Origin of the sequence: Metabacillus flavus, assembly GCF_018283675.1 — a bacterium.
Lineage (GTDB): Bacteria > Bacillota > Bacilli > Bacillales > Bacillaceae > Metabacillus_B > Metabacillus_B flavus.
Genome location: NZ_JAGVRK010000001.1, coordinates 328,259 through 348,134, shown reverse-complemented (window position 1 = coordinate 348,134; position 19,876 = coordinate 328,259). Strand labels below are relative to the sequence as shown.

The 19,876-nt window shown below is 46.1% G+C and carries 9 protein-coding genes, 3 rRNA genes, 2 pseudogenes and 2 riboswitches; of the genes and pseudogenes, 4 read left to right on the top strand and 10 right to left on the bottom strand.

The window, feature by feature from the left end; all coding sequences use genetic code 11:
- Positions 1 to 661: 661 nt before the first annotated feature.
- Complete coding sequence (locus tag J9317_RS01920) at positions 662 to 1,582, bottom strand: helix-turn-helix transcriptional regulator (RefSeq protein ID WP_211556045.1); 921 nt, start codon at positions 1,580 to 1,582, stop codon at positions 662 to 664.
- 80 nt (positions 1,583 to 1,662) lie between these two features.
- Here J9317_RS01920 and J9317_RS01915 point away from each other — a divergent pair, with 80 nt between their 5' ends.
- Positions 1,663 to 2,112 carry a VOC family protein gene (locus J9317_RS01915; protein WP_211556043.1) on the top strand — a complete coding sequence of 150 codons (450 nt, stop codon included), beginning with the start codon at positions 1,663 to 1,665 and terminating at the stop codon, positions 2,110 to 2,112.
- 433 nt (positions 2,113 to 2,545) lie between these two features.
- On the opposite strand, the gene rrf is transcribed toward J9317_RS01915, so the two are convergent.
- The 4 genes and pseudogenes from rrf to J9317_RS01895 all read right to left on the bottom strand — a co-directional run bounded on the left by rrf (position 2,546) and on the right by J9317_RS01895 (position 8,483).
- A 5S ribosomal RNA gene (gene rrf, locus J9317_RS01910) occupies positions 2,546 to 2,661 on the bottom strand.
- Between the two features lie 73 nt (positions 2,662 to 2,734).
- Positions 2,735 to 5,661: ribosomal RNA gene (locus J9317_RS01905) — 23S ribosomal RNA — on the bottom strand.
- A 244-nt stretch (positions 5,662 to 5,905) separates the two neighbouring features.
- Positions 5,906 to 7,444 (bottom strand): 16S ribosomal RNA (locus J9317_RS01900).
- Together the 16S, 23S and 5S rRNA genes form the textbook arrangement of a ribosomal RNA operon.
- Before the next feature lie 422 nt (positions 7,445 to 7,866).
- Positions 7,867 to 8,483, bottom strand: a pseudogene (locus J9317_RS01895) (RraA family protein).
- Positions 8,484 to 8,863: 380 nt separating this feature from the next.
- Here J9317_RS01895 and J9317_RS01890 point away from each other — a divergent pair.
- The 3 genes and pseudogenes from J9317_RS01890 to J9317_RS01875 all read left to right on the top strand — a co-directional run bounded on the left by J9317_RS01890 (position 8,864) and on the right by J9317_RS01875 (position 12,032).
- Positions 8,864 to 10,003, top strand: a complete 1,140-nt coding sequence (locus tag J9317_RS01890) for a glycerate kinase (protein ID WP_211556041.1) — start codon at positions 8,864 to 8,866, stop codon at positions 10,001 to 10,003.
- 102 nt (positions 10,004 to 10,105) lie between these two features.
- Positions 10,106 to 10,654: pseudogene (locus J9317_RS20470) on the top strand (sigma-70 family RNA polymerase sigma factor).
- Positions 10,647 to 12,032, top strand: a complete 1,386-nt coding sequence (locus J9317_RS01875) for a DUF4179 domain-containing protein (RefSeq protein ID WP_211556035.1) — start codon at positions 10,647 to 10,649, stop codon at positions 12,030 to 12,032. Before J9317_RS20470 ends, J9317_RS01875 begins: the two are co-directional and overlap by 8 nt.
- 41 nt (positions 12,033 to 12,073) lie before the next feature.
- Here the strand turns inward: J9317_RS01875 and J9317_RS01870 are convergent, their stop codons facing one another.
- The 5 genes from J9317_RS01870 to J9317_RS01850 all read right to left on the bottom strand — a co-directional run bounded on the left by J9317_RS01870 (position 12,074) and on the right by J9317_RS01850 (position 19,869).
- Positions 12,074 to 13,402 (bottom strand): NCS2 family permease, encoded by a 1,329-nt coding sequence (locus J9317_RS01870; RefSeq protein WP_211556032.1) that lies wholly within the window; start codon positions 13,400 to 13,402, stop codon positions 12,074 to 12,076.
- A gap of 137 nt (positions 13,403 to 13,539) precedes the next feature.
- Positions 13,540 to 13,641, bottom strand: a riboswitch (purine riboswitch).
- A gap of 84 nt (positions 13,642 to 13,725) precedes the next feature.
- Positions 13,726 to 15,273, bottom strand: coding sequence for a glutamine-hydrolyzing GMP synthase (gene guaA / locus J9317_RS01865; RefSeq protein ID WP_211556031.1), 1,548 nt, complete (start codon positions 15,271 to 15,273; stop codon positions 13,726 to 13,728).
- A gap of 92 nt (positions 15,274 to 15,365) precedes the next feature.
- A riboswitch (purine riboswitch) is annotated at positions 15,366 to 15,467 on the bottom strand.
- 30 nt (positions 15,468 to 15,497) lie between these two features.
- On the bottom strand, positions 15,498 to 17,696 hold the full coding sequence (locus J9317_RS01860; RefSeq protein ID WP_211556029.1) for a DUF4129 domain-containing transglutaminase family protein: 2,199 nt from the start codon (positions 17,694 to 17,696) through the stop codon (positions 15,498 to 15,500).
- Positions 17,693 to 18,910, bottom strand: a complete 1,218-nt coding sequence (locus J9317_RS01855) for a DUF58 domain-containing protein (RefSeq protein ID WP_211556027.1) — start codon at positions 18,908 to 18,910, stop codon at positions 17,693 to 17,695. The genes J9317_RS01860 and J9317_RS01855 overlap by 4 nt, the downstream gene beginning before the upstream one ends.
- The gene (locus J9317_RS01850) at positions 18,907 to 19,869 is read right to left on the bottom strand and encodes an AAA family ATPase (RefSeq protein ID WP_211556025.1); all 963 of its coding nucleotides are present in this window, start codon (positions 19,867 to 19,869) and stop codon (positions 18,907 to 18,909) included. The genes J9317_RS01855 and J9317_RS01850 overlap by 4 nt, the downstream gene beginning before the upstream one ends.
- Between the last annotated feature and the right edge of the window lie 7 nt (positions 19,870 to 19,876).

Sequence of the window (19,876 nt, the reverse complement as noted above, 5' to 3'; positions counted from 1 at the left end):
CTAATATATCATTTAAGGAAGCTTGAGTCAACATTTTTTTCTTTTATTTTACGTCGCCGTTGCCGGCGTTATCGGCTTCGTTCAGAAGCGACTTTAATAATATACCACCTTGAATAAACATGGTCAACAACTTTTTAATAACAGATTCATAAAGTTTTATTTCTCCTTCTAAACTACAGCATTATCCCAATGCTCACAGCAGTTTACACTCTCGGTAATAAAGAGAAAGGATGTATAGGAAAACACCTTGAGCTTTCCTGGCATTACATACTTCTAGGTTAAAGAGAAGGAAAAATCACTTCAGGAAAGGCCATTCGCTTTCATACATTAGCTTTTTCATTCACTCATATGACATTTTCTCAAATGAAATAGTGTCTCCTATTGATCTTCTATTTAGAAAGATTTTCTGATAAACATTTGAAGCTGAATTTTCTCACTGAAAAAGAATTAGTATTACTCACTCCACAAAGTGAATTATTGTTTCATCATTGCCGACTGTTATGAACAGATACCTTTAACTTGAAATTTGGACAATAAAACGGAGTATTCCACGCATACATTGCGGCTTTACAAGGAGAGATTACGTTTGAGAATTGCCCTGTCCTCCATTAAAAAACAACTTATGACCAAGATGGCTGCAAGACTATTGTTTTATTGTTGCTTACTTGTAGAGATTTATTGCTTCTTTTAAGAATTTCAGATATTGATCAATATAACCTTTTGGTTCAATGATCTTTACTTTTTTACCGAATCCAGAGAGAAACTGATAAGCAAATTGATTTTCTGGTAATTCTATATTTGCCATGTACGTCCTTTTAGTTATTTTTACAACAGATTGTCTTCCATACCTTTCAATAAATTGGTCTCTAACACTAATATCAATTTTTAATTGCACATTAGTCATCGCAGGTTTTACAGTGGTTCGTTTTTCTTTTTCCTTTTCATAGGTGATTTCCTGCTCAGACCTGGGGATAAAAGAGCCTTTCTTCTCTAAATCTGTTATTCTTGTTAATTTGAATGTTCGATAACCTTCACGTTCTAAACTAAACCCAATCAAGTACCAATGCATTTCATTTAGCTGTAACTTATAAGGCTCGACGATTCTATGCGTTATATTTCCTTTTTGATCTACATAATCAAACTCAATTAACCAATGGTTTTCAATCGCTTGAATGACAAATGACATTTCCTTATTTAATTCGCTTCTTCCTAACCAATCATTAAAAGTTAAGTGCAGTTTAGGTGATAATTCTGCAAGGCTCATCCCTCTAATTTTCTGTATCGTCAATTGAATGTTTTCATTCGTTGTCAGCTGTTCGAATCCATCTAAAGCAATCATTATATTTTCAATGTCTTTGTGACTCAGTAACCGCTTATCAAATTTGTATTCCTGCATAAGTGCATATCCGCCCTCACGACCATGTTTTGCATATATCGGGATATTTGCATAGCTTAATGATTCCATATCACGTTGAATTGTACGTTTAGTTACATTGAAGAAACGGGTAAGTTCGGAAGCCGAAACAATCTCTTTTTGTAATAAAATCATAACTATTGAAATAAGCCTTTCAATTTTTTGCATAACTCGCTCCTATATACGACATACTCCTGTCACCTATCGTCTATTATACTACTTACATAACAATAAGGAGGCAGAAAATTATGAAAGCAATCGCGTATCTTCAATTTAATGGAAATGCACAAGAAGCGTTAGAATTTTATGAAACAGCATTACAAGGAACAGTTAAAAAGGTGAGCTTTGGTGCACTTCCTCAAGATCCATCTGCACCACTTTCGTTAGCAGAACAAGACATGATTATGGAATCCCGCCTAGAGTTTTCAGAAAACATCTTAATGATTTCTGACGTACTGCCTTCTATGCAAGCTGTAACAGGTGAAGTAACAAATGGAACAAATATTATCATTAGCGTGATTGATGGAGACCAGGAAACGAATAAAATGTACTTTAATAACCTCTCTGCAGACGGAACCATTATTATGCCTATCTCTTCTGTACCATGGTCATCTAGTTTTGGCATGCTAATAGACAAGTTCGGCGTAATGTGGAAATTCAACAGCGACGCCAGTCAATTTTTAGATAACCTCGCATAAAAGACAGAAGATCATAATACCTTACACCAAATATAAAACATTACAAAAAAAGCTAGGTGAGGTAATAGATCACTTAGCTTTTCATTTTGACATTGTGCTTTTAATTATTTTTAAATGATCTAAAACAAAAGTCCATGGTGATTCTTGCACACCTCTGCTGCATAAAATTCAGCTCCCCATGCTCCAAAACAAACTCCGCTATCTTGATTAACACACTTACCAGGTGGGGAATTTATCCTTCCTCCATATTGATATATCCCATCAGAGGCTGTTCCGAATGAGTATCTACTAATCTTCGTGGCTTCCCCCACCCAAAGCGTATCCTGAGAACACACTGCGGCAATCTTTTTTCTCCCTCAAACCCAAGCGTATCCCTCTACCCCAAATCCAAACAAAAAAGCTCACCCCCTAAGGGGCAAGCCTTTTTTCGTGTACCTGGCAACGTCCTACTCTCACAGGGGGAAACCCCCAACTACCATCGGCGCTAAAGAGCTTAACTTCCGTGTTCGGTATGGGAACGGGTGTGACCTCTCTGCCATAATTACCAGATATATGTTGAAAGATTGCTCTTTCAAAACTAGATAACGATGTGCTGCACGAGTGAAGCAGCCTTACTTGAATAAAGGTTAAGTCCTCGACCGATTAGTATTCGTCAGCTGCACGTGTCACCACGCTTCCACCTCGAACCTATCAACCTGGTCATCTTCCAGGGGTCTTACTCTTGCGATGGGAAATCTCATCTTGAGGGGGGCTTCATGCTTAGATGCTTTCAGCACTTATCCCGTCCGCACATAGCTACCCAGCGATGCCTTTGGCAAGACAACTGGTACACCAGCGGTGCGTCCATCCCGGTCCTCTCGTACTAAGGACAGCTCCTCTCAAATTTCCTGCGCCCGCGACGGATAGGGACCGAACTGTCTCACGACGTTCTGAACCCAGCTCGCGTACCGCTTTAATGGGCGAACAGCCCAACCCTTGGGACCGACTACAGCCCCAGGATGCGATGAGCCGACATCGAGGTGCCAAACCTCCCCGTCGATGTGGACTCTTGGGGGAGATAAGCCTGTTATCCCCGGGGTAGCTTTTATCCGTTGAGCGATGGCCCTTCCATGCGGAACCACCGGATCACTAAGCCCGACTTTCGTCCCTGCTCGACTTGTAGGTCTCGCAGTCAAGCTCCCTTGTGCCTTTACACTCTGCGAATGATTTCCAACCATTCTGAGGGAACCTTTGGGCGCCTCCGTTACATTTTAGGAGGCGACCGCCCCAGTCAAACTGCCCGCCTGACACTGTCTCCCGGCCCGATCAGGGCCGCGGGTTAGAAGTTCAACACAGCCAGGGTAGTATCCCACCAATGCCTCCACCGAAGCTGGCGCTCCGGTTTCCAAGGCTCCTACCTATCCTGTACAAGCTGTGCCAAAATTCAATATCAGGCTGCAGTAAAGCTCCACGGGGTCTTTCCGTCCTGTCGCGGGTAACCTGCATCTTCACAGGTACTATAATTTCACCGAGTCTCTCGTTGAGACAGTGCCCAGATCGTTACGCCTTTCGTGCGGGTCGGAACTTACCCGACAAGGAATTTCGCTACCTTAGGACCGTTATAGTTACGGCCGCCGTTTACTGGGGCTTCAATTCAAAGCTTCGCTTGCGCTAACCTCTCCTCTTAACCTTCCAGCACCGGGCAGGCGTCAGCCCCTATACTTCGCCTTGCGGCTTCGCAGAGACCTGTGTTTTTGCTAAACAGTCGCCTGGGCCTATTCACTGCGGCTCTTCAAGGCTATTCACCCTAAAGAGCACCCCTTCTCCCGAAGTTACGGGGTCATTTTGCCGAGTTCCTTAACGAGAGTTCTCTCGATCACCTTAGGATTCTCTCCTCGCCTACCTGTGTCGGTTTGCGGTACGGGCACCATTTTCCTCGCTAGAAGCTTTTCTAGGCAGTGTGGAATCAGGAACTTCGGTACTTAATTTCCCTCGCCATCACAGCTCAGCCTTAACCAAGGGACGGATTTGCCTATCCCTTGAGCCTACCTGCTTGGACGCGCATATCCAACAGCGCGCTTACCCTATCCTCCTGCGTCCCTCCATTGCTCAAACGGAAAAGAGGTGGTACAGGAATCTCAACCTGTTGTCCATCGCCTACGCCTTTCGGCCTCGGCTTAGGTCCCGACTAACCCTGAGCGGACGAGCCTTCCTCAGGAAACCTTAGGCATTCGGTGGAGGGGATTCTCACCCCTCTTTCGCTACTCATACCGGCATTCTCACTTCTAAGCGCTCCACCAGTCCTTCCGGTCTGGCTTCTCAGCCCTTAGAACGCTCTCCTACCACTGTTCGTAAGAACAGTCCACAGCTTCGGTGATCCGTTTAGCCCCGGTACATTTTCGGCGCAGGGTCACTCGACCAGTGAGCTATTACGCACTCTTTAAATGGTGGCTGCTTCTAAGCCAACATCCTGGTTGTCTAAGCAACCCCACATCCTTTTCCACTTAACGGATACTTGGGGACCTTAGCTGGTGGTCTGGGCTGTTTCCCTTTCGACTACGGATCTTATCACTCGCAGTCTGACTCCCATAGATAAGTCTTTGGCATTCGGAGTTTGACTGAATTCGGTAACCCGATGAGGGCCCCTAGTCCAATCAGTGCTCTACCTCCAAGACTCTTACTATGAGGCTAGCCCTAAAGCTATTTCGGAGAGAACCAGCTATCTCCAGGTTCGATTGGAATTTCTCCGCTACCCACACCTCATCCCCGCACTTTTCAACGTGCGTGGGTTCGGGCCTCCATTCAGTGTTACCTGAACTTCACCCTGGACATGGGTAGATCACCTGGTTTCGGGTCTACGACCACGTACTCAATCGCCCTATTCAGACTCGCTTTCGCTGCGGCTCCGTCTTTTCAACTTAACCTTGCACGTAATCGTAACTCGCCGGTTCATTCTACAAAAGGCACGCCATCACCCGTTAACGGGCTCTGACTACTTGTAGGCACACGGTTTCAGGATCTGTTTCACTCCCCTTCCGGGGTGCTTTTCACCTTTCCCTCACGGTACTGGTTCACTATCGGTCACTAGGGAGTATTTAGCCTTGGGAGATGGTCCTCCCTGCTTCCGACGGGATTTCTCGTGTCCCGCCGTACTCAGGATCCACTCAGGAGGGAACGAAGTTTCGACTACAGGGCTGTTACCTTCTTTGGCGGGCCTTTCCAGACCGCTTCTTCTACCCCGTTCCTTTGTAACTCCGTGTTGAGTGTCCTACAACCCCAGAAGGCAAGCCTTCTGGTTTGGGCTAATCCCGTTTCGCTCGCCGCTACTCAGGGAATCGCTATTGCTTTCTCTTCCTCCGGGTACTTAGATGTTTCAGTTCCCCGGGTCTGCCTTCCAGATCCTATGTATTCAGATCAGGATGCTGCTCCATTACGAGCAGCGGGTTTCCCCATTCGGAAATCTCCGGATCAACGCTTACTTACAGCTCCCCGAAGCATATCGGTGTTCGTACCGTCCTTCATCGGCTCCTAGTGCCAAGGCATCCACCGTGCGCCCTTTCTAACTTAACCTGATAACGGAAGTTATCTTCGTTAGAGCTGAAAACAGATGTTTTCAGACTTGATGTTCTCTTCATACGCAAGCGCAGAAGAAAATCGTAAGGTTACTTGCTTACTCGTGTGAATGTTTGACATTCATATCGTTATCTAGTTTTCAAAGAACAAGTTTATAGAGAGAATGATCTCTCAAAACTAAACAAAATCGAAGTGCGTCCGTTAATTGTGCACCACATGGGTGCTGATAATTCTTCCTTAGAAAGGAGGTGATCCAGCCGCACCTTCCGATACGGCTACCTTGTTACGACTTCACCCCAATCATCTGCCCCACCTTAGGCGGCTGGCTCCCTTACGGGTTACCCCACCGACTTCGGGTGTTGCAAACTCTCGTGGTGTGACGGGCGGTGTGTACAAGGCCCGGGAACGTATTCACCGCGGCATGCTGATCCGCGATTACTAGCGATTCCGGCTTCATGCAGGCGAGTTGCAGCCTGCAATCCGAACTGAGAATGGTTTTATGGGATTCGCTTAACCTCGCGGTTTTGCAGCCCTTTGTACCATCCATTGTAGCACGTGTGTAGCCCAGGTCATAAGGGGCATGATGATTTGACGTCATCCCCACCTTCCTCCGGTTTGTCACCGGCAGTCACCTTAGAGTGCCCAACTGAATGCTGGCAACTAAGATCAAGGGTTGCGCTCGTTGCGGGACTTAACCCAACATCTCACGACACGAGCTGACGACAACCATGCACCACCTGTCACTCTGTCCCCCGAAGGGGAACCTTCTATCTCTAAAAGTGGCAGAGGATGTCAAGACCTGGTAAGGTTCTTCGCGTTGCTTCGAATTAAACCACATGCTCCACCGCTTGTGCGGGCCCCCGTCAATTCCTTTGAGTTTCAGTCTTGCGACCGTACTCCCCAGGCGGAGTGCTTAATGCGTTAGCTGCAGCACTAAAGGGCGGAAACCCTCTAACACTTAGCACTCATCGTTTACGGCGTGGACTACCAGGGTATCTAATCCTGTTCGCTCCCCACGCTTTCGCGCCTCAGCGTCAGTTACAGACCAGAGAGTCGCCTTCGCCACTGGTGTTCCTCCACATCTCTACGCATTTCACCGCTACACGTGGAATTCCACTCTCCTCTTCTGTACTCAAGTCCTCCAGTTTCCAATGACCCTCCCCGGTTGAGCCGGGGGCTTTCACATCAGACTTAAAAGACCGCCTGCGCGCGCTTTACGCCCAATAATTCCGGACAACGCTTGCCACCTACGTATTACCGCGGCTGCTGGCACGTAGTTAGCCGTGGCTTTCTGGTTAGGTACCGTCAAGGCGCGGGCAGTGACTCCCGCACTTGTTCTTCCCTAACAACAGAGCTTTACGATCCGAAAACCTTCATCACTCACGCGGCGTTGCTCCGTCAGACTTTCGTCCATTGCGGAAGATTCCCTACTGCTGCCTCCCGTAGGAGTCTGGGCCGTGTCTCAGTCCCAGTGTGGCCGATCACCCTCTCAGGTCGGCTACGCATCGTCGCCTTGGTGAGCCATTACCTCACCAACTAGCTAATGCGCCGCGGGCCCATCTGTAAGTGACAGCATAACCGTCTTTTATCTTCGAACCATGCGGTTCGAAAAGTTATCCGGTATTAGCTCCGGTTTCCCGGAGTTATCCCAGTCTTACAGGCAGGTTGCCCACGTGTTACTCACCCGTCCGCCGCTGACCTCCGAAGAGGTCCGCTCGACTTGCATGTATTAGGCACGCCGCCAGCGTTCGTCCTGAGCCAGGATCAAACTCTCCAAAAAGTAGTTTGACTAGCTCTTGTTTGTTGCTCTTGAATTAACGTTGGCACTTCGATTTGTTTAGTTTTCAAAGATCATTTTGTTGTCCGCTTCGTTTAGAAGCAACTTTATTACTCTACCACGTCTCAAGTTTCACGTCAACAACTTTTTCAAAAGTTTTATTAATCAATGTGTTCCCTTTGATGAGGCAAGAATTAAACTTTACCATGATATTTTCATAGAGTCAATCATATTCTTTAAGTTTTTTCTCTATAATAACTCTGGCCTTCATCCATAAAGAAAACAGGCGCGCTTCTTTTCCCCTTAACAACCTGCTGCTGAGCATCACTTAAGATATAGACGAATCGCATTTATAAGGTAACAGAGCTTCTGAATTCTCCTTGTTCCGCGAGTCAAGGCAAGCTCCATCAGCTTCACCGCCCTGCTTATTTCAAAAGCATTTGATCTATATACTCCTTAATCGCCTCTGCATTCCCAGACACTTCTTTTTCTCTTTTCTCATCTTTTTTCATTTTCACCAGTGCTTTTTCGAGGGTTTCTTGCTCTAAAGCCTGGGGATGACGACAACTCCATTTGCATCGCCAACGATTATATCGCCAGGATTCACAGCTGTTCCGCCACAGGAAATCGAAACATTGACCTCCCCGGCCCCGACTTTTGCGCTCGATGCGACGGCTGCGCCTCTTGCGAACACAGGAAAATTCAGCTTTTTGATGTCAACAATGTCCCGGATGCTACCGTCGACCACGAAAGCATGTACGCCGAGAGTTTGCGCCATGCCAATAACGAAATCGCCGGCAATGGCCCGATATTGGTCTCCCTTTGTATCGATGACGAGCACATCCCCAGGCTTGGCTTCGCGGATTGCTTTGAGAAGCACCAGGTTATCCCCGACAGGAATCTTCACGGTCAGCGCCCTTCCTGCCATCTTATAGCTTTCTTCAAGAGGCTTGATCGCCGGATGCATATTGTTGAGACCATTCATACAATCTGATATACAGGTGGTCGGGATATTCATAAACGCATTCATGATCGGTTCCATAACGTCCTCCATCTTCTAACATATTTGTCTTCATTATACTGTTTTATGGAATATGTTAGAATGTTTAAAAAGTTATAGATAGCTATAAGAGGAAATTATGGATCATTCTAATTTGAGCTTTCTTCTATTTCAATACTGAGATTTGTTAATGCAGTTCTCTCCTGCTGATCCTTACAGTGGAGATTATTCCCACCTATGAAACGATGATTCTATTTGTCTAAATATCTTTATTGGGAGACTCGATTGACGCAGATTGGAGTGTATATGTAAGTACCAAGGAACATATAAATCTGATTCTTTGTGAAACACTCGCTCGCCTTACGCTCACGATCCTCTCCGCTCTTATTTGTGTTTACGTTTTCCAGAAAGGATGATCCTGTATGAAAATCGTCATCGCCCCAGACTCATTTAAAGAAAGCATGACTGCATCCGAAGCAGCAAAAGCTTTTTCTAAAGGATTTAAGAGTAGATGGCCGGAAGCATATGTTACGCAGATCCCTATTGCAGATGGCGGAGAAGGAATGGTCCAGGCGATGGTCCATTCTTCTAACGGTGTTTTGATTCATAAAACGGTAACCGGCCCCCTTTCAACTCCGGTGGAAGCGGTCTACGGAATAATTGACGGAGGTAAAACGGCAGTGATTGAAATGGCGGAAGCATCAGGTCTTCACCTTGTGCCTCCCGCTAAAAGAAATCCTCTGCTCACCACAACTAAGGGAACAGGCGAATTAATCAGGGATGCGGCCTTTAAGGGCGTGATCAAGATTATCCTCGGTATCGGGGGCAGCGCTACAAACGACGGCGGAGCAGGGATGGCGGAAGCATTGGGGGTTCGTTTGCTTACCTCCTCAGGCACTCAGATCCAGCCTGGAGGCGGGGGATTAAACGAGCTTTCTTCTATTGATATGAGCGGTCTGCTTCCCGAACTAAAGGATATCGAATTCATCGCCGCTTGCGATGTGGACAATCCCCTTACAGGAGTAAAAGGCGCTTCCGCTGTATTCGGTCCGCAAAAAGGCGCCACACCAGCAATGGTGAAGGAACTGGATCAGAACCTTCTCCATCTTTCTTCTATTATAAAAAGAGATTTAGGAAAAGAAGTGAGAGATTGCGCAGGATCCGGTGCAGCCGGAGGTCTTGGCGCCGGACTAATGGCTTTTCTAAATGCAAAGCTCGAGAAAGGAATTGATCTCGTTCTTGATGCGATTCATTTTGACCGCCTAATTGCAGGAGCCGATTTACTGATCACCGGTGAAGGAAAAATAGACGGACAAACCCTGCATGGAAAAACACCGATGGGTGCGGCAAAAAGAGCTCTTAAACAAAACATCCCCGTCATCGGAATTGCCGGTACACTTGGGAACAATGCGGATATCCTCTTAGAAAACGGATTTACCTCCCTCTTTTCAATCTCACCGGGGGCAATTCCCCTCGAGCAAGCATTGACAGACGGGCCGAAAAATATGGAGCAATTCGCTTTTAGCCTTGCAGGAATTTTACAGCTAAAAGGGAATGTCTAAAACGGACAGCTGCCCGGATCACCACGGCAGCTGTTTTCTTTTTCATAAAAAGTGAACGGTACTCACAAACCTCGTCGTCTAAGTTTTGAAAGGGGGCAACCAATGAACGCCGGCAAATTAAAAGAAACCCGTTCCTTAGATAAAGAAGAGGTCCTTCATGAACTGATGGATCTGTACGCGGATGAATTGTCTTACCTAGCCTATTCCTATGTAAAAAACATAGAGACAGCAAAGGATTTGGTTCAAAATACGTTTGTTTCAGCCTATACTCACCTGGATACATTCGAAGGCAACTCAAATATGAAAACATGGCTCTACCGAATTACGATCAATAAATGCAAGGATTACTTGAAAAGCTCTGCCTACAAAAGGCTGGTGCTGACTTGAGCAGTGAAGGAAAACGCAGATAAAGGGGCTAACCCTGCCCAACGATTCGAACAAAAAGAACAGGCCACGGCCATTCGGCAGATTCTCGAAAAGCTGCCCGTTAAATACAGAGAAGTCATCATTATGATGTACTATCAGGATCTCACTACTAAAGAGATAGCAGAAGTGCTAAAAATACCGGAGGCGTCAGTCCGGACGAGACTTCGAAGAGCTAAAGACAAATTGACGCCTCTTCTTCAAAAGGAGGCCCTTGGATATGAATGATTCATTTAACAAAAAAGACTACCTTACTGATCATGAAAAACAGCAGCTGAGGTTCAGCAAGCAGGACCGGAATATGGTATTTGAAAAAATCAGGCAGCAGCAGCCTGCAAAAGAACGCCCCTCGAGAATCAAAAAGGCTATGGCCTATGTCCTGACTCCAGCAGCCGTTGGGTTAATTGCCCTCCTGGTAACCGTGCAAACACCGATAAAAGAAGACATTATTTCAGCCTTTCCAGCTTTAGGTTCTCTTTCTTCCCAATACGGAAGCACGGAACTGAAGTCAGCTGTCCAAAAAAATAAACCGCAGATTATTAATCAGGCAGCAGAGGACAAAGGCATTAAAATTACGATTAAAGAAGTGCTTTATGACGGCCCTCGTATTTCCATGTACTATGAAGTGGATTACAAAGGGAAAGAATATGACCAAATCCAGACAAATTTTACCTTCACTGCAAACGGAGAGGACATGCAGCATAAACATATCCTGGGCGGAGATATAATGGGTATGCCAAAGGATGCACCGAAAAACCTTCATTTCGAAACAATTGAATTTAAGAAGAAAATGCCTGAAAAAATTACACTCGAGGTTAAATCAAAGTCTGTATTCGTAAGAAATGAGAGCGATAAAGGGTTCCCAAAAGAAATAATGGGAAAATGGGCATTTTCATTCCCGGTGGAGAAAAAAGGAACTGAATACCGCTATTCCCCTAACATAACAGTGAAGAAAGAAGCCGAATTTTCCATAAAAGAAATTGTATTTGCACCAACCGGCATTCAGCTTTCCACCCGCAGATCCATCTGGATGGGAAAGGAAAACCACGATGCCCGTACGAGTTACCGAATGTTTGACGATAAGGGCAATCCTCTTGAAATCAAGAACTTTGAACATTCAGACCGCGAACGGAAAGACGGCAAGATAAACGAAAATACCATCGCGGTCTTCAAGCCGATGCAGCGCATCCCGGAATATGTCACGGTACAATCCAAAACGTCCTATTACCCTAAATCAAATAAAAATGTGAAGAAAAGCATTACCGAAAACCTTCCGCTCTATATGCCACAAAACAAAGAAGGCGGCATTACGGTTACGAAGGTTGAACAGAAAAAGAATGAAGTGTGGATTCATTATGAGGTAAAAGGCGATGACCCCCAACTAAGAAAATACTTTTTCAAATTGCTAAAAGTAAAGGATGGGAAAGTGGTTGAATGGCTAGATGATCAAACTTTGAAATCTGCTGACAGCAGCAGGAAGCACATGGCTAAATTCAAAACGTCCTACAGCAAAGACTTACAGTTTGAAGTATCACCACCGCCTGTAACGCTGGAGGAGTTCAAAGTCAAAGTCCCTCTCAAAAAAGAATACCTTGAGAAAAGATAAAAAAAACCGGAGCCCCTTATTTAAGGCTCCGGTTTTTCACATTAATGATTCGCGAGGAAAACAAAATACAGAACAAAGATGACAAACAGTCCATACATGACCGGATGGATTTCTTTTCTTCTTCCGCTCATGATCATGGTGATCGGGTAGAAGATGAAGCCCATGGCAATTCCCGTTGCGATGCTGTAGCTAAGCGGCATGGCAATGATGGTCAGGAAGGATGGAACCGCGATTTCGAATCGCTTCCAGTCGATTTCTCCAAGGGAGGAGACCATCAGTACACCGACGATGATTAACGCCGGGGCTGTAACGGATGCTGTAATGACTGAGAGCAGCGGCGAGAAGAACAGGGCTAACAGGAATAGAGCGGCTGTTACGACCGAAGCAAATCCTGTTCGTGCTCCCGCTGCTACTCCAGCGGATGATTCGATATAAGAAGTGGTTGTTGAAGTACCAAGGATTGCTCCAATCGTCGTGGCTCCCGCATCAGCGAAGAGCGCTTTTCCTGCACGAGGCAGTTTGTTATCCTTTGTCAATCCCGCCTGGTGGGAAACCGCCACAAGCGTGCCGGCAGTATCAAAGAAATCGACAAACAGGAAGGTAAGGATGACAACAAGCATTTGCAGGGTAAAGATTTGATCCAAGTGTGTGATGGCTGCACCGAAAGTAGGTTCAAGGCTCGGAGCCGCACCAACCACTTTTGCCGGAAGATCGATGAGTCCTGTTGCCATTCCCACAACGGCTGTAATCAGCATTCCGAAAAAGATTCCGCCGTTTACTTTTTTCACAAGCAGCATGACCGTAATGATGATTCCAAAAACAGCCAGCAGAGTTTTTCCGTCATGGAAATTACCAAGTCCGACAAGGACGGCATCGTTATTGACAATGATCCCTGCACTTTGAAAACCAACAAAAGTGATGAAAAGACCAATTCCGGCTCCGACCGCAAATTTCAGTTCTGCCGGTATCGCATTAATGATTTTCTCGCGAAGTCCTGAGAGGGTTAAAAGGGTGAAGAAGATACCTGATACAAATACGCCTGACAAAGCTGTTTGCCAAGGAATCCCCATCGTTAAAACAACTGAAAATGCAAAAAATGCGTTCAAACCCATACCCGGCGCTAGTGCAACTGGATAGCGGGCGAGCAGTCCCATTAGCAATGTTCCTACCGCAGCAGCCAGGGCCGTTGCCGTAAAGACCGCGCCCGGATCCATTCTCATGCTTGCAGGAAGATCTGGGACCGTGCTTAGAGAAAGGGTATTTGGGTTGACGAATAGAATGTACGCCATGGAAAGGAAGGTGGTTAATCCGCCGATGATCTCTTTACGATAATTCGTTCCGAGCTCTTCGAACTGAAAATACTTTTTCATCTTGTGGTTCCTCCTATTAATAAGGAATCCGCCGCATATATTGAGAGTGTAAAAGAAAGGATAAGTTCAAACAAAAAGCGCCTCTGTATAAATACAGAAAGCGCTTGACCGTTTACGATACAATGAATGCGCAAAATACGCATCCGTCCTATCGCCGTAGTCAAGCCATTTAAGGTAGCTTGGTAGAAACTCTCGGGCCATATCCCCAATATTATACGACGTATTACCTATTCACTTATATGAACATTCTATCAGCATGATTCGACAAAATCAATAGAAAAAAACGAACATTTAATAAAAAATGTTCGTTTTCGTTCGTGTATCTACTCCCACTCGATTGTTGCAGGCGGTTTGCTCGTAATATCGTACACAACTCGGTTCACGTGGCTGACTTCATTTACAATTCTTGTTGAGATGACTTCAAGCACATCCCAAGGGATTCTTGCCCAGTCAGATGTCATACCATCAATTGATGTTACCGCGCGGATTCCAATTGTGTAGTCATACGTTCTTGCGTCACCCATAACTCCTACGCTGCGGATATCAGGAAGAACCGTGAAATACTGCCAGATTTCGCGTTCAAGATCGGCTTTCGCGACTTCTTCACGCAGGATGGCATCGGATTCGCGGACAATTTCCAGTTTTTCTTCCGTAATCTCACCAAGCACGCGGATTCCAAGTCCGGGTCCAGGGAACGGCTGGCGCCAGACGATTTCATCCGGAATGCCCATTTCGCTTCCAAGGGCACGGACTTCGTCTTTAAACAGGGTGTTCAAAGGTTCGATCAGCTTGAATTGCATATCTTCTGGAAGTCCGCCGACGTTATGATGGGATTTAATCGTTTGGGCTGTTGCTGTACCACTCTCGATAATATCCGTATAAAGGGTTCCTTGTGCAAGGAATTCAATGCCCTGCAGTTTAGTTGCTTCATCATCGAACACGTAAATAAACTCATTTCCGATAATTTTACGTTTTTGCTCAGGATCGGAAACTCCCTTAAGCTTGTCCATAAAGCGCTCCTTTGCATCGACTTTAATTACGTTCATATTAAAGCCTTCGCTGAAGGTTTTCATGACCCCCTCTGCTTCATCCTTGCGAAGCAGTCCGTGATCAACGAATATACATGTCAGCTGATCGCCGATGGCTTTATGGATCAATACCGCTACAACAGATGAATCCACACCGCCGCTCAATGCGCACAATACGTTTTTGTTTCCTACTTGCTCACGGATTTTCTGCGTTTCGATTTCAATAAAGTTTTCCATTGTCCACTCATCGTGGCACTGGCAAATCTCATGTACAAAGTTTTTAAGAAGATCATTTCCAAATTCAGAGTGGCGTACTTCAGGGTGGAACTGCACTCCATATAGACGGCGTTCTTCATTGCTCATTGCAGCGAATGGGCAGGATGGGCTGACTGCGTCCACTTTAAACTGCGGCGGAATCTCGGCAACAAGATCCCCGTGACTCATCCAAACCGTTTGTTCTTCAGGCAGTTGCGTGAACAGGGCCGGAGAGTCCTGAACCTTAATCCGGGCTTTTCCGTATTCTCTATGTCCGGCTGCTTCAACTCGTCCGCCAAGGTAATGCGTCATCAGCTGCATACCGTAGCAAATACCAAGTACAGGGATGCCAAGGTCAAAAATCCGTTCGTCACAGCGGAATGCATTCTCGCCATAAACGCTGTTCGGACCGCCTGATAAAATAATCCCTTTCGGATTGATTTTCTTAATCATGTCCGCTGTAAGCGTATGAGGATGAAGTTCGCTGTATACACCGATTTCACGGATTCTTCTCGTGATCAGCTGGTTATACTGGCTTCCAAAATCCAGTACGAGAATCATTTCCTGGTCTTGAATTGATATTGTCATAACAGCACCTCTTCTTCGTCTATTTGAAAAGCAAAAAAAGCTGAAACTTGCCTCCATATAAAAATATAAGAAGGCAGAATTCCAGCTTTTTACAGACTGTATTCTGCCTTCATAGTCAGATCATTTAAGGTAATCCGGTAGAGACTCTCGAACCATATTATCGAGGATATATGAAGGTGCAAATCGTTTAATTTTCCCCATTCTAACAATCAGATAGAATCCGGTCAAGATGATGTTCTTTTAATTAAATTTTCCCACAATTCCGCTATTTTATCCCACTCCGCTTTTGCATCATCTCTTTTGTACAGTGCTTTCTCATAGCCCTTTGTAATATGGAGCATGTCATGGGAGCTGAGCGAGTAGTCCACCGATTTGGCAAATTCTCTGAGCGTTTCTCCATCCTGCCTTTTCAACCCAAACCTTTCCAGCTGTTTGAGCAGGGCAGGATAGGCTGAGAAAAACACCTCGTCATCGCTTCGGTTTTTAAATCTTGCCAGCATAATGAATGTTAGCCATTTTTTTCTTGTCAAATATAGAACTGCTGCAAGCAGCAAAACTCCACCGATTACTGCATAGAAACCAGTGCTGCCGATACTGAACTTGCTCCAATCAAACGTTTGTTTAGATTGTTTAGGCTGTTCCAGTGCTTGCGCATCCTCCGGTTTTTCCGGCTTCGGCTGCTTCTGCTGCGTCTCAGGGACAGGCTGCTGCTGTGTGCTTGATTCGGTATTCTCCGTAAAGCTGTACGGGTTTGTAAACCCCTTTGTCGGTTCAAACGGTACCCATCCAGCACCCGGAAAATAAACTTCAACCCAAGAGTGAGCGTTATTATTGGTCACTTCATAGATCCGGCCGGAGCCTTCCGTATCCATTCCCTTATAATCTCCCTCGGTATATCCCTTCACCCATCTTGCCGGGATGCCGGAAGCCCTGAGAAGAACGGTCATCGAGGTTGAGAAATTATCACAATAGCCCTGCATCGTTTCAAACAGGAATTGATCCACATAATCCTGGTCCTCTGACGGCACCCCAACCTCCTGCGTATTATAGGAAAAGTCCGAACCGTTTAAATGGCGTTCGATTGCTTTCGCTTTATCATAAAGATTTTCTTCATTTGCTGTGAGCTCCCTTGCTAAATCCAGAACACGCTGAGGCATTTCAGGAAGCTGTGTATAACGGTTCATTATGTCCTGCGGCACATTCTCTGTGCTCTTTACCTCTTTTAGCAGGGGAATGTCATAGCTTGGATAATTGTACTTCACTTCGTAGGAATCGATTCTTTCCCCTTCCGGCACACCGAATGGGGTAATCTGCTCCGTGTTCACATTAACGAGTAGCCCCTTTGCTTCATCCGAAACATATTCAATGAGGCCCAGCGGATAGATTACGTGGCTGTACTTGTATTGACGGGCAATATCGACCCTCGCCGTAAGGCTCTCCCTTTTTGTTCCCTCTTCAGACCAGGTAAGGCCGATGCTATCCTTTTCCATAGACTGGAGTTCCTTCTCTCTTTGAGAGGTTGTCCATCCTTTCCCGGAATAGACATCCTTCGTTTCCACTCTCCAGTAATGGCGCCTGTTTGCTGCAGCAGTCAGGACGGGGGTGTCATCCTGCATAAACGCTCCGCCCAAACTTTCATCATTCGTTCCATATCCGATTTTCTTCATGCCTGATCCGTTTATTGCCTCATCAAGAGAGCCATAGGCCGTCAAGAAAGGCACAGGATCCTGCCACTGGGGAGCGGCTTTTGGTGAGGCCATCCCGGAAACAATGGAAACCGCCACAAAAATTAAGAGCAGCATGGTCCATTTCAAACGCGTATACTTCTTTACTGTTAGCTGCTCCATTCCTTTCAGGCGGTCAAAGTTGAGCATGCCTAGCAGGAAAAACCCGGCGATTACGATCCGGATGACAGCCGAAGATGCGTCATACTCCGTAAATGTATCCAAAATCGTGACATAGATTAGGGTCGTCACAAAGAAGAACAGGATGCGCTTTTGTACAATGATCCAGTAATTGAGCAAATAGACGAGCAGCCACAGCAGGACGAAAAAAAGGAAAGTCCTGAACGGTGAGGTCATTTCCATCCAGGATGAGGCAGGAATAAGACCAGCATTGTAAACAAATTCACGAGCGAAGCTTCGGAATCCCTCAAAGAGCGGCATTTCTTTGTAAAAAAGCTGCTCAAGCGCGATGGCGAGGAAGCCGAGCTGAAGCGGGATGGTAATCATCCACGTTACCCTTAAATACGATAGGAGAAAATTAAGGGCGATAAAGAGGACGAAAATCCAGGTCGAACCGGTATCTGTATAAATGTCCAAAGGAACAAGCCATTCCCACAGCAAAAAGAAAGCAAACAAATAATAAAGGAGGGCCGTTATTTTCGAAAAAAAGTCTCCTTTTGGCAAGGTTAAAACTTTCATAAGCCCTTCACCTCTTTCAAGGCTTGATTAAAGATACCTTCCGATACAGCTTCAGCAGCTATGCCCCGCTTGTTCAAGCGGTCGAGCAAAACCTCTTCCTCCTGGGTAAGGAGCTGATTCTTTTTCCGAATGAAATAAAGCTTGAGGTCGCTGTAGCTTGCCCGGTGCTCAAGCTTCCTGACGAGCTCCATCGTAAGAACGGAAACGATAAACAGATTGGAGGAACGATAGCCCCCCTGGCTCGTCATCCGCTCCTCCCATATTGAAAAAGAGGCGGAGCTTGGTTCAGGATTTACCCTCGCAAGCTTGCGGAAAATCGTTTGAAGCTGTTTTTCTCCGGACTGAACGGGTGTTGTATCCAATTCAGTTCCCAGCAAAATGAATCCAAGCGGAGCCCCTGTTTTAATAACGGCTTTTGCCAGAGAGGCCGTAAAGGTAACCATCGGTTCAAATGAATCAGACGCTTGCTGATCCATAATCAGCACCGCATCATGTGTGCGGGTCTGTTCAAATTCCTTTGTCATAAACGAATCTCTTTTTGCTGTTGCCTTCCAGTCAATCCACGCCATCCGGTCACCCGGCTGATATTCGCGGATGCCGGATGCCATCGTAGTGTCTTTTATATAGCGCTGAGAGGAAGCGCTTGCACCTTGCTCATACTGGGGCTTTGAATGCCTGTAGCCCATTGAAAAGGCAGTTGGGTAGACGAGAATGGTTTTATCCGTCTTAATCGTGACCTCTTTTTCAAATAAACCGAGAAGATCACCGGTTTTAATGCGGATACGGGAAAAATGATGCTCTCCGCGCTTCATGGATTGAACCGTATACGTAAAAACCGATTTGCGGCGAAATCCCAGGAAAAACAACTTTCTTGCCGGCTGATCAGCAGCGGTCTGCTTCAGACCCGATGGCAGGCATTCCTCAGCGATTATATAGATAAGCGGAAAGGGAAATGGTCTTTCGAGCGTAATCTCCCCTTTAAGAATTTCGCCCGCAGAAAACTGATCCTTGCTAAGCGTTCTTGCCGCTCGAAAGGTTTGAAGCGGATAAACAGCAAGGAGGATGGAATAAACGGCAAAAGGCAGAAATGCGTAAAAAAGAAACCAGCTGACGAAGCCGCCTTGAAACATCGCATAGCAAAAGGCAAGCGCCGTCAATAGCAGCAGCAGAATGAGTTTCCAGATCGATTTTAAGCTTCTCAGGATGTCCTTCAAGGGGTCATGGACCTCTTCACCGGCACAGGGGTGCGGCTGATAATCTCATGGACAAGGTCTGCGGCAGACTGTCCATCATAGCGGGCTTCTGATTTTAAAATCATGCGGTGAGGCAGGGCAAATGGAGCCAAATACTGAACATCATCAGGAATCACGTAATCTCTACCGGCAAGGAAAGCATATGCTTTAGATGCTCTCATCAGGGCTACTGAACCCCTTGGACTTGCCCCAAGATAAACAGATGGATGATTACGGGTTTTCGTGACGATCTCAATGATGTAGCGCTTCACGGTTTCATCCATATAAACCTTTTCCATTTCACTCTGCAGCTGAATGAGCTCAATCTTCGTTATAACCGGTTCGATTTGGGCAATCGGCACTTCCCCGTCCGCACGGTTCAGAACAAGAAGCTCTTCCTGCGGAGTCGGATAGCCCATTTTAATTTTAAATAGGAAGCGGTCCAGCTGTGCTTCCGGAAGCGGGTACGTTCCTTCATATTCAATAGGATTCTGTGTAGCAAGGACGAAAAAAGGCTTGTCGAGGGACATCGTCTGCCCGTCAATCGTGACATTCCCTTCCTCCATGCCTTCCAGAAGAGACGATTGGGTTTTTGGCGAGGTCCGGTTAATTTCATCCGCCAGAACGATATTTCCCATAATCGGGCCGGGACGGTATTCAAACTCCATTTTTTGAGGGTTATATATAGAAATGCCTGTCACATCAGAAGGCAGTAAATCCGGAGTGAATTGAATCCGTTTAAAGTCAGCACTAACCGATTTGGCAAGCGATCTTACGAGCATCGTTTTGCCGACTCCCGGAACATCCTCCAAAAGCACATGGCCTTTCGCCAGCAGTGCAGTTAAACATAAAACGGCAGCCTCCCGTTTGCCTGCCATGACCTTCTCGATATTTTCTACTACTCTTCCAAGCTGAGGTTGAATCGTCTCCAAATATTCCATAGTTTCC